The organism is Agrobacterium sp. CG674, from assembly GCF_053521645.1.
This window is the reverse complement of record NZ_JBNWDZ010000005.1, coordinates 221,160-234,337: the sequence shown is the minus strand read 5'-3', so window position 1 is coordinate 234,337 and position 13,178 is coordinate 221,160. Positions and strand designations below refer to the sequence as shown.

The following is a 13,178-nucleotide window of genomic DNA, read 5'->3' as shown; positions in this document are numbered from 1 at the left end:
GAACGGCCACGACGATGAAATTTCTCGATGAAGCAAAAGTCTATATCAGATCCGGTGATGGCGGCGCAGGTGCCGTTTCCTTCCGCCGTGAAAAGTTCATCGAATTCGGCGGCCCCGATGGCGGTGATGGCGGGCGCGGCGGCGATGTGTGGGTAGAGGTCGTCAATGGCCTCAACACGCTGATTGATTTCCGCTTCCAGCAGCATTTCAAGGCCACCATCGGCCAGCACGGCATGGGCCAGGGACGCACAGGCGCCAAAGGTGCCAGTGTGGTGTTGCGGGTACCGGTTGGCACGCAGATTTTTGAAGAAGACAATGAAACGCTGATTATTGACCTGACCAAGGAAGGCCAGCGTTTTCGCTTGGCTGCCGGCGGTAATGGCGGCTTCGGCAATGCCTATTTCAAGTCCTCCACCAACCAAGCGCCCACGCACGCCAATCCGGGCCTTGCTGGTGAGGAGAAGATGATATGGCTTCGCCTGAAGCTGATTGCCGATGCGGGTCTGGTCGGCCTTCCCAATGCGGGAAAGTCCACATTTCTTGCCACGGTAACCCGGGCGCGCCCGAAAATCGCGAACTATCCCTTCACCACCTTGCACCCGAACCTGGGTGTTGCCACGATTGACGGGCGCGAATTCGTTCTGGCCGATATTCCAGGCCTGATCGAAGGCGCGCATGAAGGCGTTGGTATTGGCGACCGTTTCCTTGGTCACGTTGAGCGCACCCGTGTTCTGCTGCACCTGGTTTCCGCTCAGGAAGAGAATGTCGGCAAGGCTTACAAGACCGTCAAACGTGAGCTTGCTGCCTATGGCGGTGGGTTGACCGACAAGCCGGAAATCGTAGCCCTTTCCCAGATCGATGTGCTGGACGAAAAGGAATTGAAGAAGAAGGCGAAGGAACTGGAGAAGGCCTGTGGCCGCCCACCGCTTCTTCTGTCTGCTGCTGCCCATATCGGCATGGTCGAAACCCTTCGCGAGCTGCGCGATATCATCGTGTCCGATAGCCGTGGCGGCGATACCGCCATGCCAGACCGCTCCATGCCGGTTGAAGACGAGCTAGAGGATGGAGACGACCGCCTATGACACCGGTGCGAAAGCCGCTCGGTAGCCATCACCGCATTGTCATCAAGATCGGCTCTGCCCTTCTCGTTGACCGTGCCAGTGGCCTGAAAAAGGAATGGCTGGACGCGATCTGCGAGGATATAGCAGCGCTGAAAGCCAATGGCGCCGATGTTCAGGTCGTATCATCAGGCGCCATCGCCCTTGGTCGCACCGTGCTTGGCCTTCCCTCCGGCGCACTTAAGCTTGAGGAAAGCCAGGCTGCGGCGGCAGTGGGTCAGATCGCTCTGGCCCGTGCATGGTCTGAAAACCTTTCGAAGCACGAGATTGTCGCAGGTCAGATCCTGCTGACCCTTTCCGACACCGAAGAGCGCCGCCGCTATCTCAACGCCCGTGCGACGATCAATCAGCTGCTGAAAATCGGTGCTATTCCGATCATCAATGAAAACGACACGGTCGCGACCACGGAAATTCGCTATGGCGACAATGATCGCCTGGCGGCACGCGTTGCGACGATGACCGGCGCAGATCTCCTGATCTTGCTCTCGGATATTGACGGCCTCTATACGGCACCGCCGCATCTTGATCCCGATGCGCAGTTTCTGGAAACGATTGCCGAAATCACCCCCGACATCGAAGCCATGGCTGGCGGGGCAGCGTCGGAACTTTCGCGTGGCGGCATGCGCACCAAGATCGATGCAGGCAAGATTGCAACGGCTGCCGGTTGCGGCATGATCATCGCCTCCGGCAAGACGCTCAACCCGCTCAAGGCTATTGAAAACGGAACGCGCTCGTCGTGGTTTGCGCCTTCGGGGACGCCTGTTACGGCCCGCAAGACTTGGATTGCCGGGCAGCTTCAGCCTGTCGGGGAATTGCATGTGGATGCTGGCGCTGAAAAAGCGCTCTACGATGGCAAAAGCCTCCTGCCCGCCGGTGTGACGCTGGTGAAGGGCAATTTCGGTCGTGGAGATGCAGTTGTCATCATCGGTTCGCAAGGTCGGGAAATCGCCCGTGGCCTTGCAGGCTACGATGATGACGAGGCACGGCAGATCAATGGCCACAAGTCCACCGAGATCGAAGCGATCCTCGGTTATGTCGGTCGTGCCGCGATGATCCATCGCGACGATCTGGTGATGACGGGTGCGTCCGTCAAAGTGAAATATGCAAATAAGGATGAGGTCGATGCCTGAACAGGCCGTGAAGCAGAGCCATGATATCGAAACGCTGATGATGTCCATCGGCGCTCAGGCAAAAGCTGCTTCCCGACCGTTGTCCATTGCCAGCACCGATCAGAAAAACCGGGCTTTGCTGGCCATGGCATCCGCAATCGAGGCTTCCGAAGCAAAGATCCTCGACGCCAATACCAAGGACGTTGCTGCCGCAGAAATTGCGGGCGTTGCCGCTTCCTTCATCGACCGTTTGAAACTAGATGCTTCGCGCATCGCCGCAATTGCCGAGGGCATTCTCTCCATCGCGGCACTGCCAAACCCCGTTGGTGAGGTGATTGCGGCATGGGATCGGCCCAACGGTTTGAAAATCGAACGTGTCCGCACGCCGCTCGGCGTCATCGGCGTGATCTATGAAAGCCGCCCAAATGTAACGGCTGATGCAGGTGCGCTCTGCCTCAAAGCTGGCAATGCAGTGATTCTGCGCGGCGGTTCGGACTCGCAATATTCATCGCGCGCCATTCACGCCTGCCTTGTGGAAGGTCTGAAGATTGCGGGCCTTCCAGAGCATGCCATTCAACTCGTTCCGGTAACCGATCGCGCGGCTGTCGGCAGCCTTTTGGGCGGACTTGGCGGCACGGTGGACGTCATCGTGCCCCGTGGTGGCAAGAGCCTCGTTGCGCGTGTTCAGTCTGAAGCGCGGGTGCCTGTCTTTGCGCATCTTGAAGGCATCTGCCACGTCTATGTCGATAAGTCAGCCGATCTCGATATGGCGCGCAAGGTGGTGCTGAACTCCAAGATGCGCCGCACCGGCATTTGTGGCTCAGCGGAAACCTTGCTCATCGATAGCGCGGCCGTGCCCACGCATCTTGCGCCGCTGGTCAAGGTGCTGGTCGACGGCGGCTGTGAGGTTCGTGGATCGCAGGCCGTGCTGGATGCGGTCAGCGGCATTACGGCTGCGACTGAGGAAGACTGGCGCACGGAATATCTGGACGCGATCATTTCTGTGGCTGTGGTTGATGGCATCTCCGGTGCCATTGCCCATATCGGCACCTATTCCTCCAACCACACCGAAGCTGTGATCGCTGAAGACCCTGAAGTCGTTGAACGTTTCTTCAACGAGATCGATTCGGCCATCCTGCTTCACAACGCCTCGACGCAATTTGCCGATGGTGGCGAGTTTGGCATGGGCGCGGAAATCGGTATTGCCACGGGCAAGATGCACGCGCGCGGGCCTGTCGGTGTGGAGCAACTGACATCCTTCAAATACCGCGTGCATGGCACCGGCCAGACACGGACCTGATATTGACCGCGGATCATGGCCTCGAAAAGCGCTACCTGACCATGCCGCATACAGAGCGCGGCATGGTGATCGGCCTGTTCGGCGGTTCGTTCAACCCGCCCCATGCGGGCCATGCGCTGGTTGCAGAAATAGCCCTGCGACGGCTGGGTCTTGACCAGCTCTGGTGGATGGTCACGCCCGGCAATCCGCTGAAGAACAAGGCCGAGCTTGCGCCTTTGGCAACGCGCATCAAGGCATGCGAGGCGCTTGTTTCCGATCCGCGCATCAAGATAACAGCCTTCGAGCAATCCTTCGGCGTGACCTATACCGCCAACACGCTTGCGCTCATCAAGGCGAAGAACCCGCTTGCCAAGTTTATCTGGGTCATGGGTGCGGATAATCTCCGTAGCTTTCATCGCTGGCAGAACTGGCGCAAGATCGCCGAGACATTTCCCATCGCTGTCATCGACAGGCCGGGCGCCACGCTAGCCTATCTCTCGTCCACCATGGCGCAGGCCTACAGCCAGGCGCGCGTGGATGAAGATGATGCTGGCATTCTATGGACGAAAACAGCGCCCGCCTGGATGTTCATCCATGGTCCACGTTCGACATTGAGCTCCACGGCACTGCGCAACGCGCAGAGCTGAATAGGCAAATTCTAGCCTTTACCTGCATCTTGAAAAGTTAACGCTTTGATGCCACCTTTATTCTGTGGCGCACAGAATCGCGTGCCACAGTATCTGGTTTGTCATTTTGAGAGGAAAACAACTGACAACAGTGCACACCAAGGGAAGAGCTTTCAGCGCTATCCCAAAGAGCATGGAGAGTGGCGTTGATGCCGCCCGTCGTGCCCTCGGAACCGTCCTGACCAGTGTCGAGGACTCCAAAGCAGAAGACGTCGTTTACCTGAACATTGCCGGAAAATCGGCGCTTGCGGACTACATGGTTGTGGTTTCCGGGCGGTCGAACAGGCATGTCTCGGCGATTTGTGATCACCTCATGTCCGATCTGAAGGATGAGGGCTTCGGTCACTCGCGCGTCGAGGGTCTGGAAAATGGCGACTGGGTTGTGATCGACGCCGGCGACGTCATCATTCACGTGTTTCGTCCCGAAGTCCGGGCGTTCTACAACATCGAAAAGATGTGGGCCGCTCCCGATATCGAGGAAGAAACGCTGCATTGACGCGACCTTGCATCTGGTGCCGACGCATCACTGCATAGGAATTCGCTGATCATCCTGATATGAGCGCAAACGACAAGGTTTGCGACAAGGATGGATGTTGACAATGCGGATCTCGATTTTTGCGGTGGGACGGCTTAAATCCGGCCCAGAAAAGGATCTTGCGTCCCGATATCTCGACCGTTTTGCAAAAACCGGCCCGGCCATCGGGCTGGAATTCTCGCGGATGATCGAGGTGGCCGAAAGCCGCGCATCGAACGCCGATACCCGCAAACGCGAAGAAGCGGCCATGCTCGAAAAGCATCTGGCCGATGGCGCAGTTCTCGTTCTTCTCGACGAGCGGGGAAAGGCACTCGACAGTCCGGCGTTTGCCGAGATGTTTGGAAATCTAAGGGATAGCGGCAAGCGCGATCTGGTGATCGCGATCGGTGGTGCCGATGGTCTCGATCCCTCCTTGTATGAGAGGGCAACCGCTACCCTGTGCCTTGGCAAACTCACCTGGCCGCACCAGCTGGTACGCATCCTCATTGCGGAACAGCTTTATCGCGCAGTGACAATTCTGTCTGGCCACCCCTATCACCGCGTATAATCTCTTGTCTTGCCCAGCACATAAAAGCGCACGCATCCGTTCCGGTCATCTTCTCGCCCTCCCATACGTGTTGATTGGCGAAACGCCGCGAAGCAGCGTATGGTCATCCATCTTTCGACGGTTCACACATTTCATGATCAAGAGCGGCAGCAACACCAGATGGACGACCCTTTCGGGCGCGCTTCTAGCTGCCTGCATGGTCACGTCCCACGCGCTCAGCCCCGCATTTGCGCAGGACGCGGCGGTGCCGGAAACCGCTCCACCCACCCTTGCACAGACCCCCACTCCGCAGGAAGAACTGGACAAGCTCGAACAACGCCGCGACCAGAACCGTCAGGATTTGCAGGAACTCGTCGATAGTATCGGCCTTTCCGAAGACAAATCCCGCCAGCTTCAGGACAGTATTGCGGCTCTTAACCAGGACACGGCGCGGATCAAGGCGGAGCTGATCGCCTCCGCGGCACGCCGCAAGGACCTTGAAGACAAGATCAGGGATGGTGAGGACCGGCTTGCCAAGCTTGGCGTACGTGAAGATGCGGCCAAGGCATCGCTGAGAGAGCGGCGCGGCGTTCTGGCCGAAGTACTGGCCGCCCTTCAGCGCATGGGCCGCAACCCACCCCCTGCCCTTCTTGTTTCGCCTGAGGATGCGCTGGCATCCGTTCGCAGCGCTATCCTGTTGGGGGCCGTCGTTCCCGGCATTCGCTCGGAAACGGAGAAGCTAGTGTCTGCTCTCAAAGAGTTGACCGACCTGCGCCTCGCCATCGCCAGCGAAAAACAGCAGCTGACCGACACGATGACGGCAAGCCTTGAGGAAGAGAAGCGGCTTGATCTTCTGCGGCTCGAAAACGAAAAGCGCAACACTCAGACCGCGAGCGATCTGGAAGCAGAACGCAAACGTTCTGAAGAACTTGCGAGCCGGGCAACCAGCCTGGAAGGCCTGGTATCATCGCTGGAAAACGAGATTTCCTCGGTGCGTGAAACCAAGGAAAAACAGCGGCTGGAAGAAGAGCGGCTGGCCGCACTTTCACAGGCAGAACGCGACAAGGTAGAGGCCGATACCGAGGCTGGAACGCCCGATAAAAACCGCATTGCGCCCGCATATCCGTTTTCAAGTTTGAAGGGCAAGCTGGCCATGCCGGTTTCCGGTGACGTGCTGCGACGGTTCGGCGATGCTGACGGAACGGGGCATTTCTCCAAGGGAATCGTCGTGGCGACTGGCCCTGAGGCACTGGTGACCGCACCGGCAGATGGCTTCGTCGTTTTTGCCGGTGAGTTTCGCAGTTATGGCCGCATGATTATTCTGAACGCCGGTGACGGTTACCATCTGGTGCTGACAGGCATGGACAATGTGAGGACGAGACAGGGCATGTTTGTGTTCTCTGGCGAACCTATTGCCTCCATGGGTGCAAAAAGAGTGGCAAGTGCTGCCGCATTGGCGCTGGAAACTGACAAGCCGACGCTTTACATTGAATTCAGGAAAGACGGTGTGCCGGTTGATTCTCAACCATGGTGGACCGCAAAAAATACCGGAAGGGCGCGCAATGATTCGTAAGGCTTCACTTCTCCTCATCGGTGGACTTATGGGTGCCACAGCGATGAGCGTCATCTATTCGGCAAGCATGCCGGCACAGGCTGCCGGTCCTTCCACCTATAAGGAGCTGTCGATTTTTGGTGACGTGTTTGAGCGCGTGCGCGCACAATATGTGACGCCTCCCGATGACAAGAAGCTGGTTGAGAACGCCATTAACGGCATGTTGAGCTCGCTTGATCCGCATTCAAGCTTTCTGAATGCGCAGGACGCAACCGACATGCGCTCCCAGACCAAGGGCGAATTTGGCGGTCTCGGCATCGAAGTCACGATGGAAAACGAGCTGGTCAAGGTCATCTCGCCGATGGATGATACGCCTGCCGCCAAGGCGGGCATTCTGGCCGGTGACTTCATCTCCGAGATCGATGGCCAGCCTGTGCGCGGCCTGAAGCTGGAAGAAGCCGTCGAAAAGATGCGCGGCGCGGTCAAGACGCCGATCAAGCTGACCATCATCCGCCAGGGCGCAGACAAGCCGCTCGATATCACCGTCATGCGTGAAATCATTGCCGTTCGCGCCGTCAAATCCCGTGTCGAGGGTGGCGATGTCGGTTATCTGCGCGTCATTTCCTTCACGGAAAAGACCTATGACGACCTCGAAAAGGCGATCAAGAAAATCAAGCAGGATGTACCCGCCGACAAGCTGAAGGGCTACGTGCTTGACCTGCGCCTCAACCCGGGCGGATTGCTGGACCAGGCGATCAACGTCTCCGACGCCTTCCTTGAGCGTGGAGAAGTCGTGTCCACACGCGGCCGTAACCCTGAAGAAACCCGCCGCTTCAACGCAACGGCTGGCGATCTGACCGATGGCAAGCCGGTCATCGTTCTGGTCAACGGCGGTTCGGCTTCCGCGTCCGAAATCGTGGCTGGCGCACTGCAGGATCTGCGACGTGCAACCGTTCTGGGAACACGTTCCTTCGGCAAGGGTTCCGTCCAGACCATCATCCCACTGGGTGATACGGGTGCACTTCGCCTGACGACCGCGCTCTATTACACGCCATCGGGCAAGTCCATTCAGGGCACGGGCATCACGCCTGACATCAAGGTGGATCAGCCGCTGCCGCCGGAACTGCAGGGACGTGTGCGTGCGGAAGGCGAATCCAGCCTGCGCGGCCACATTCAGGGCCAGAGCGAGACGGAAGAAGGTTCCGGCTCGGTTGCCTATGTGCCACCGGAAGCAAAGGACGATATCCAGCTGAACTATGCGCTGGATCTCTTCCACGGCACCAAGACCGACCCTTCATACCCGCCAAATCCTGAAAAGGCGGTCGTCAACAAGCAGTAAAGCCTGAAGGCATCGCAATCCGCGATGCCTTCCCGGCTGCACGCAGTCAATCACGGATAGATCATTGCCTTCAGACCTGCGCAAACCGCTTATGGGTCAACGTAAAAAGAAAAGCGCTGGGTCGTTCCGGCGCTTTTCTGCGCTTGCAGGCATGGTCCTGCTCGGCGTTGGCGGCATAGGCGGCCTGTCCGTCTACACGGCTCTCTCTCCCGGTAATCTGGAGAGCAACTCGACAGCGCCCAATGTGGAACTGAGCGACGCTACAACGCCGCTTCAGACAACAGAGCCGACTGCCCCGCAAACTGACGTGGACGGTACGCTTCTGACGCAAAGCGGCCGTTCCGGCGCCAATATCCAGCGAAACGAAATGGACGACGGCAACGTCGTCTCGGTCTATTCACCACGCGACCGAGGCACCGACGGTCCGGTGCTGATGACAGGCCAGACCTATGGGCAAGACCCTCGCATGGCGGCCCAGCCCAATGCGGAACTGCTGGAAGATTCCGCCTTCGGCATGCTTCCGAAGATCGGCGCTGATGGCCTGCGACCACTGGAGCAATATGCGCGGCCATGGTCGGGCGCCAGAGGCACACGCATCGCAATTGTCGTTGGAGGGCTGGGGCTGAGCCAGACCGGCACCCAAAAAGCTATCAAAGACTTACCTGCAGACATTACGCTTGGATTTGCAACGAGCGGAAACAGCCTGCAACGATGGATGCAGGAGGGCCGCCGTAAAGGCCATGAGATTCTGCTTCAGATCCCCTTCGAGCCGTTTGGCTATCCCGGCACAAATCCCGGGCCTGACACGCTGCTGGTTGCAGGACCTGCCAAGCTCAATCTGGAGCGATTGCACCGCTCGATGGCGAAGATCACCAATTACACCGGCATCATGAACTATCTCGGCGGACGCTTCATGGCAGACGAAAAGGCGCTGGAACCTGTGATGGCCGATATCGGTAAGCGCGGCCTGCTGTTTCTGGACGATGGCTCCTCCGCCCAGTCAAAAAGCACGCCCATTGCCAAGGCCCAGTCGGTCGCGGCAGGCTTTGCGGATCTGCAACTGGATGACCAGGTCAACGAAGCTGCCATTCTGCGAAAGCTTGATGATCTGGAGCGCATCGCGCGGAGAAATGGTTCTGCCATCGGCGTGGCCTCGGCCTTTGATGAAAGCGTTGCCGCGATTGCCAAATGGTCCATTGAAGCATCCGGGCGCGGTATCGAAATCGTCGGCGTTTCAGCTCTTGTGCTAGACAAGACAGCCCCTTAGTTCTTGACGCCAACAGCACTCTATTCATCAAAGGTCCAAAATGACGGTCAAAGCGGAAGATCTTCCCTACCGCCCCTGCGCGGGTATCATGGTTCTCAATGCTGAGGGGCTTGTCTGGGCCGGACGGCGCATCTCCGAAGGCAACTCGGAATTCGATGGTTCGCCGCAGCTCTGGCAGATGCCGCAAGGCGGCATAGATGACGGCGAGAAGCCGCTTCTGGCGGCCATCCGCGAACTCTACGAAGAGACCGGCATGAAAACCGTGTCGCTTCTGGCAGAGGCAAGCGACTGGATTCACTATGATCTACCGCCGCAGCTGATCGGCATAGGCTTGAGAGGCAAATATCGCGGCCAGGCCCAGCGCTGGTTTGCATTCCGTTTCGAGGGCGACGAAAGCGAAATCCAGATCAACCCACCACCGACAGGCCATGAGCCGGAATTCGACGCGTGGGAATGGAAGCCAATGGAAAGCTTGCCGGATCTTATCGTGCCCTTCAAGCGCGGCGTCTACGAACAGGTCGTTGCTCAGTTCAGGCATCTGGCAGCGAAATAAACAAAAGCAAAAAGGCGGCACGAATGCCGCCTTTTTCAATTCGAGTTAGGTCCGCTTATTCAGACTCTGCAGCGTCTGCGGAGTCGGCATTCAGCTGGCCGTACTTGGCTTCGCCGATCTTGTTGAGAAGCTCAAGCTGGGTCTCGAGGAAGTCGATATGACCTTCTTCGTCGATCAGCAGGGTTTCGAATAGCTTCATCGAAACATAGTCACCAGCTTCGTGACAGATCTCACGGGACTTCTTGTAAGCCGCGCGGGCATCATATTCACCAGCGAGATCCGCTTCCAGCACTTCCTTGACGTTCTGACCAATGCGCAGAGGCGCAACTGTCTGAAGGTTCGGGTGGCCTTCGAGGAAGATGATGCGATCGATGATCTTGTCGGCGTGCTGCATCTCTTCGATGGACTCGGCACGTTCCTTCTTGGCGAGCTTTGTGTAGCCCCAATCGTTCAGCAATCGGTAATGCAGCCAGTATTGGTTGACTGCGCCGAGCTCGAGGAAAAGTGCCTCGTTAAGCTGCTCGATGACTCTTGTGTCGCCTTTCAATGTCCGCTCTCCTGTTGTCTTCATGCAATTGTCTCAGGCGGGACATAAAATCAAAAACATCGGCTTCCGTCGAGTGGCGACGTGCATGATATTCTTCGGTGGTCCTGATAATCAGTTCGACGACGGTCGGGAAGCAGCCACAGCAACGACCACGTTTGGCCATCGCGTGATAGACTTTGGACGGCACGATAAGCTGCCAACAGTCTTCATCGAGCATCTCGTTGATGACATCGCGAATGTCGTTGTCGGTGATGTAGTTACAGCTGCAAACGAGCATGGTTCTTTGCCTGTATGACGCAACACGTTGTTTTCATTCTTAAACCAAAACAGGATAGTGAGTGTCAAGAAAAAGATGCATGATGGCGCCAGCGATATTTTAGAACAATTCCAAACTAAACGAAAATTATCGTGTTTTCATTAGGTTAGCGTTCTCTACACAAAGAATTTTTGCGCTCAAGTTTTTGTCAACTCACCGATTATGCCACGCATGCGATCACGAAAAGTTTACTGAAGATGCATCTTAAGTGAAATACTGGCCCCCGTTTGCCGTCAATGTCGAGCCGGTGATGAAGCCAGAGCTGTCAGCCGCCAGAAACAGCGCGCAGCGTGCAATCTCTTCCGGCTCACCAAGGCGACCAACGGGTATCTGAGGGAGGATGCGCTCATTGAGAACATTCTCAGGGATAGCCCGCACCATTTCGGTGCCGATATAGCCAGGGCAGATCGCGTTCACGGTGATATTTCGCGAGGCACCTTCCTGCGCCAGCGCCTTGGTCAGACCCAGATCACCCGCCTTGGCAGCTGAATAGTTTGCCTGTCCAGCCTGCCCTTTCTGGCCGTTGATGGATGAAATATTGACGATGCGGCCAAACCCGCGCTCGCGCATGCCGGGCCATATGGGATGCGTCATGTTGAAGACGCCGGTCAGATTGGTATCGAGCACCTCGCGCCACTGTTGCGGTGTCATCTTGTGAAACATCGCGTCGCGCGTGATGCCCGCATTGTTCACAAGCAACTCTATCGGACCCAGATCGCTTTCAACCTGGGCGATGCCGGCAACGCAGGCATCGTAATCGCGGATATCCCAGCAATAGGCAGGAATACCGGTTTCGCTGCGAAACTGAGCCGCGCGCGCCTCCGTGAAAGCGTAGTTCACCGCGACCTTGTAGCCTTCGGCATGAAATGCCTTGGCAATCGCCGCGCCAATTCCGCTTGTCCCGCCTGTTATCAAAGCAACCCGGCTCATCTCAAGGCCTCCCCTGTTTCATTGCGTCAGCCTTTAGAAGCGCCAAAATGGCATTTCGATGATCGAAGGGATCAGAGACCTTCAAGGCACATGGCGATACCCATGCCGCCACCGATGCAGAGCGTAACCAGCCCTTTTTTTGCACTGCGGCGCTTCATCTCGAAAAGCAGCGTGTTGAGCACGCGTGCGCCGGATGCACCAATCGGATGGCCGATGGCGATCGCGCCGCCATTGACGTTGACGATCTCTGGATTAAGCCCCAGATCGCGCACGACCGCGCAGGACTGCGCTGCAAACGCCTCGTTCGCTTCGACAAGATCAAGATCCGAAACCGACCAACCTGCTTTCGCAAGCGCCTTGCGCGATGCCGGAATGGGGCCTGTACCCATGATCTGCGGATCGACACCTGCTGTGGCCCAGGAGGCGATGCGCGCCAGCGGTTGCAGACCACGCCGTGCAGCTTCCGCCTCACTCATCAACAGCACCGCAGCAGCCCCGTCGTTCAAGCCAGAAGCGTTGCCAGCAGTAACGGTACCTTCCTTGTCGAAGGCAGGGCGAAGTTTCGCCATGGTGTCGATTGTGGCACCAGCGCGGATATATTCGTCGGCATCAACCGTCACATCAGCCTTGCGACCCTTGATGATGAACGGAACGATCTCATCTGCAAAACGCCCGGCAGACTGCGCAGCCTCCGCACGGTTTTGAGAGGTCACGGCAAATTCGTCCTGTTCATCACGCGAAAGCTGCCACTGACGGGCAATGTTTTCTGCGGTTATTCCCATGTGATAGCCGTAGAAGGCATCCGTCAGGCCGTCCTTCAACATGGTGTCGACCATCTTGAAGTCACCCATTTTCACGCCGCCGCGCAGATGCGCGCAATGCGGTGCCATGGACATGGATTCCTGCCCACCGGCCACAATGATCGATGCATCGCCCGTGGCGATCTGCTGAAGCCCAAGTGCCACGGCGCGCAGGCCCGAACCGCACAGCTGGTTGATGCCGAATGCCGTGGCTTCCTGAGGAATACCAGCCTTCATCGCCGCCTGACGGGCCGGGTTCTGTCCTTCGCCTGCAGCGAGCACTTGTCCAAGAATAACTTCATCCACTTCGCTTGGCGCAATCCCCGCCCGCTCCAGTGCAGCCTTGATCACCGCAGCACCCAGCTCATGGGCTGGCGTGTTGGCAAAGCTGCCATTGAATGAGCCCACTGCCGTGCGTGCTGCAGCAACGATGACGATTGAAGTCGAAGTCATTTCGTAGATCTCCCATTTGCGGCGCAAGATAGTCAAAGCTTGGAGGGCAAGTCAAACCATGTCAGCAGTTCGACAGTCCAAGCGTTCACAAACCTTAATCCTAAGCAAATGCTGCGCAAAAAAAGTGACTGCTGCAACGCACAAAACGTTTGTCAGTCCGGTTGAATT

At 57.4% G+C, this 13,178-nt stretch carries 14 protein-coding genes; 10 read left to right on the top strand and 4 right to left on the bottom strand.

Annotation, left to right across the window (positions count from 1 at the left end):
* Window positions 1-14: 14 nt before the first annotated feature.
* The 10 genes from obgE to ACQZ51_RS15875 all read left to right on the top strand — a co-directional run bounded on the left by obgE (window position 15) and on the right by ACQZ51_RS15875 (window position 9,964).
* Window positions 15-1,082 carry a GTPase ObgE gene (gene obgE, locus ACQZ51_RS15920; protein WP_042620029.1) on the top strand — a complete coding sequence of 356 codons (1,068 nt, stop codon included), beginning with the start codon at window positions 15-17 and terminating at the stop codon, window positions 1,080-1,082.
* Window positions 1,079-2,248, top strand: a complete 1,170-nt coding sequence (gene proB / locus ACQZ51_RS15915; RefSeq protein ID WP_448778616.1) for a glutamate 5-kinase — start codon at window positions 1,079-1,081, stop codon at window positions 2,246-2,248. The genes obgE and proB overlap by 4 nt, the downstream gene beginning before the upstream one ends.
* Window positions 2,241-3,527, top strand: coding sequence for a glutamate-5-semialdehyde dehydrogenase (locus ACQZ51_RS15910; RefSeq protein ID WP_448778614.1), 1,287 nt, complete (start codon window positions 2,241-2,243; stop codon window positions 3,525-3,527). Before proB ends, ACQZ51_RS15910 begins: the two co-directional genes overlap by 8 nt.
* A 41-nt stretch (window positions 3,528-3,568) precedes the next feature.
* Window positions 3,569-4,153 (top strand): nicotinate-nucleotide adenylyltransferase, encoded by a 585-nt coding sequence (locus ACQZ51_RS15905; protein ID WP_448778793.1) that lies wholly within the window; start codon window positions 3,569-3,571, stop codon window positions 4,151-4,153.
* 76 nt (window positions 4,154-4,229) lie between these two features.
* Window positions 4,230-4,688: a ribosome silencing factor gene (rsfS, locus tag ACQZ51_RS15900; RefSeq protein ID WP_409233739.1), complete on the top strand. Its 459-nt coding sequence runs from the start codon at window positions 4,230-4,232 to the stop codon at window positions 4,686-4,688.
* Window positions 4,689-4,791: 103 nt separating this feature from the next.
* Window positions 4,792-5,274, top strand: coding sequence for a 23S rRNA (pseudouridine(1915)-N(3))-methyltransferase RlmH (gene rlmH / locus ACQZ51_RS15895; protein WP_448778612.1), 483 nt, complete (start codon window positions 4,792-4,794; stop codon window positions 5,272-5,274).
* Between the two features lie 196 nt (window positions 5,275-5,470).
* Complete coding sequence (locus ACQZ51_RS15890; protein WP_448778791.1) at window positions 5,471-6,826, top strand: murein hydrolase activator EnvC family protein; 1,356 nt, start codon at window positions 5,471-5,473, stop codon at window positions 6,824-6,826.
* Window positions 6,816-8,144 (top strand): S41 family peptidase, encoded by a 1,329-nt coding sequence (locus tag ACQZ51_RS15885; protein ID WP_192065323.1) that lies wholly within the window; start codon window positions 6,816-6,818, stop codon window positions 8,142-8,144. The genes ACQZ51_RS15890 and ACQZ51_RS15885 overlap by 11 nt, the downstream gene beginning before the upstream one ends.
* Window positions 8,145-8,208: 64 nt before the next feature.
* Window positions 8,209-9,411, top strand: a complete 1,203-nt coding sequence (locus tag ACQZ51_RS15880) for a divergent polysaccharide deacetylase family protein (RefSeq protein ID WP_448778610.1) — start codon at window positions 8,209-8,211, stop codon at window positions 9,409-9,411.
* Between the two features lie 40 nt (window positions 9,412-9,451).
* Entirely contained in the window at window positions 9,452-9,964 is a 513-nt protein-coding gene (locus tag ACQZ51_RS15875) for an RNA pyrophosphohydrolase (protein ID WP_243258059.1), read from the top strand.
* 55 nt (window positions 9,965-10,019) lie between these two features.
* On the opposite strand, the gene bfr is transcribed toward ACQZ51_RS15875, so the two are convergent.
* From bfr to ACQZ51_RS15855, 4 genes are all read right to left on the bottom strand, one after another.
* The gene (bfr, locus tag ACQZ51_RS15870) at window positions 10,020-10,511 is read right to left on the bottom strand and encodes a bacterioferritin (RefSeq protein ID WP_448778608.1); all 492 of its coding nucleotides are present in this window, start codon (window positions 10,509-10,511) and stop codon (window positions 10,020-10,022) included.
* The gene (locus ACQZ51_RS15865) at window positions 10,477-10,788 is read right to left on the bottom strand and encodes a (2Fe-2S)-binding protein (RefSeq protein ID WP_448778606.1); all 312 of its coding nucleotides are present in this window, start codon (window positions 10,786-10,788) and stop codon (window positions 10,477-10,479) included. Before ACQZ51_RS15865 ends, bfr begins: the two co-directional genes overlap by 35 nt.
* A 243-nt stretch (window positions 10,789-11,031) precedes the next feature.
* Window positions 11,032-11,757, bottom strand: a complete 726-nt coding sequence (gene phbB, locus ACQZ51_RS15860) for an acetoacetyl-CoA reductase (protein ID WP_448778604.1) — start codon at window positions 11,755-11,757, stop codon at window positions 11,032-11,034.
* Between the two features lie 71 nt (window positions 11,758-11,828).
* Window positions 11,829-13,010, bottom strand: coding sequence for an acetyl-CoA C-acetyltransferase (locus ACQZ51_RS15855; protein WP_448778603.1), 1,182 nt, complete (start codon window positions 13,008-13,010; stop codon window positions 11,829-11,831).
* Between the last annotated feature and the right edge of the window lie 168 nt (window positions 13,011-13,178).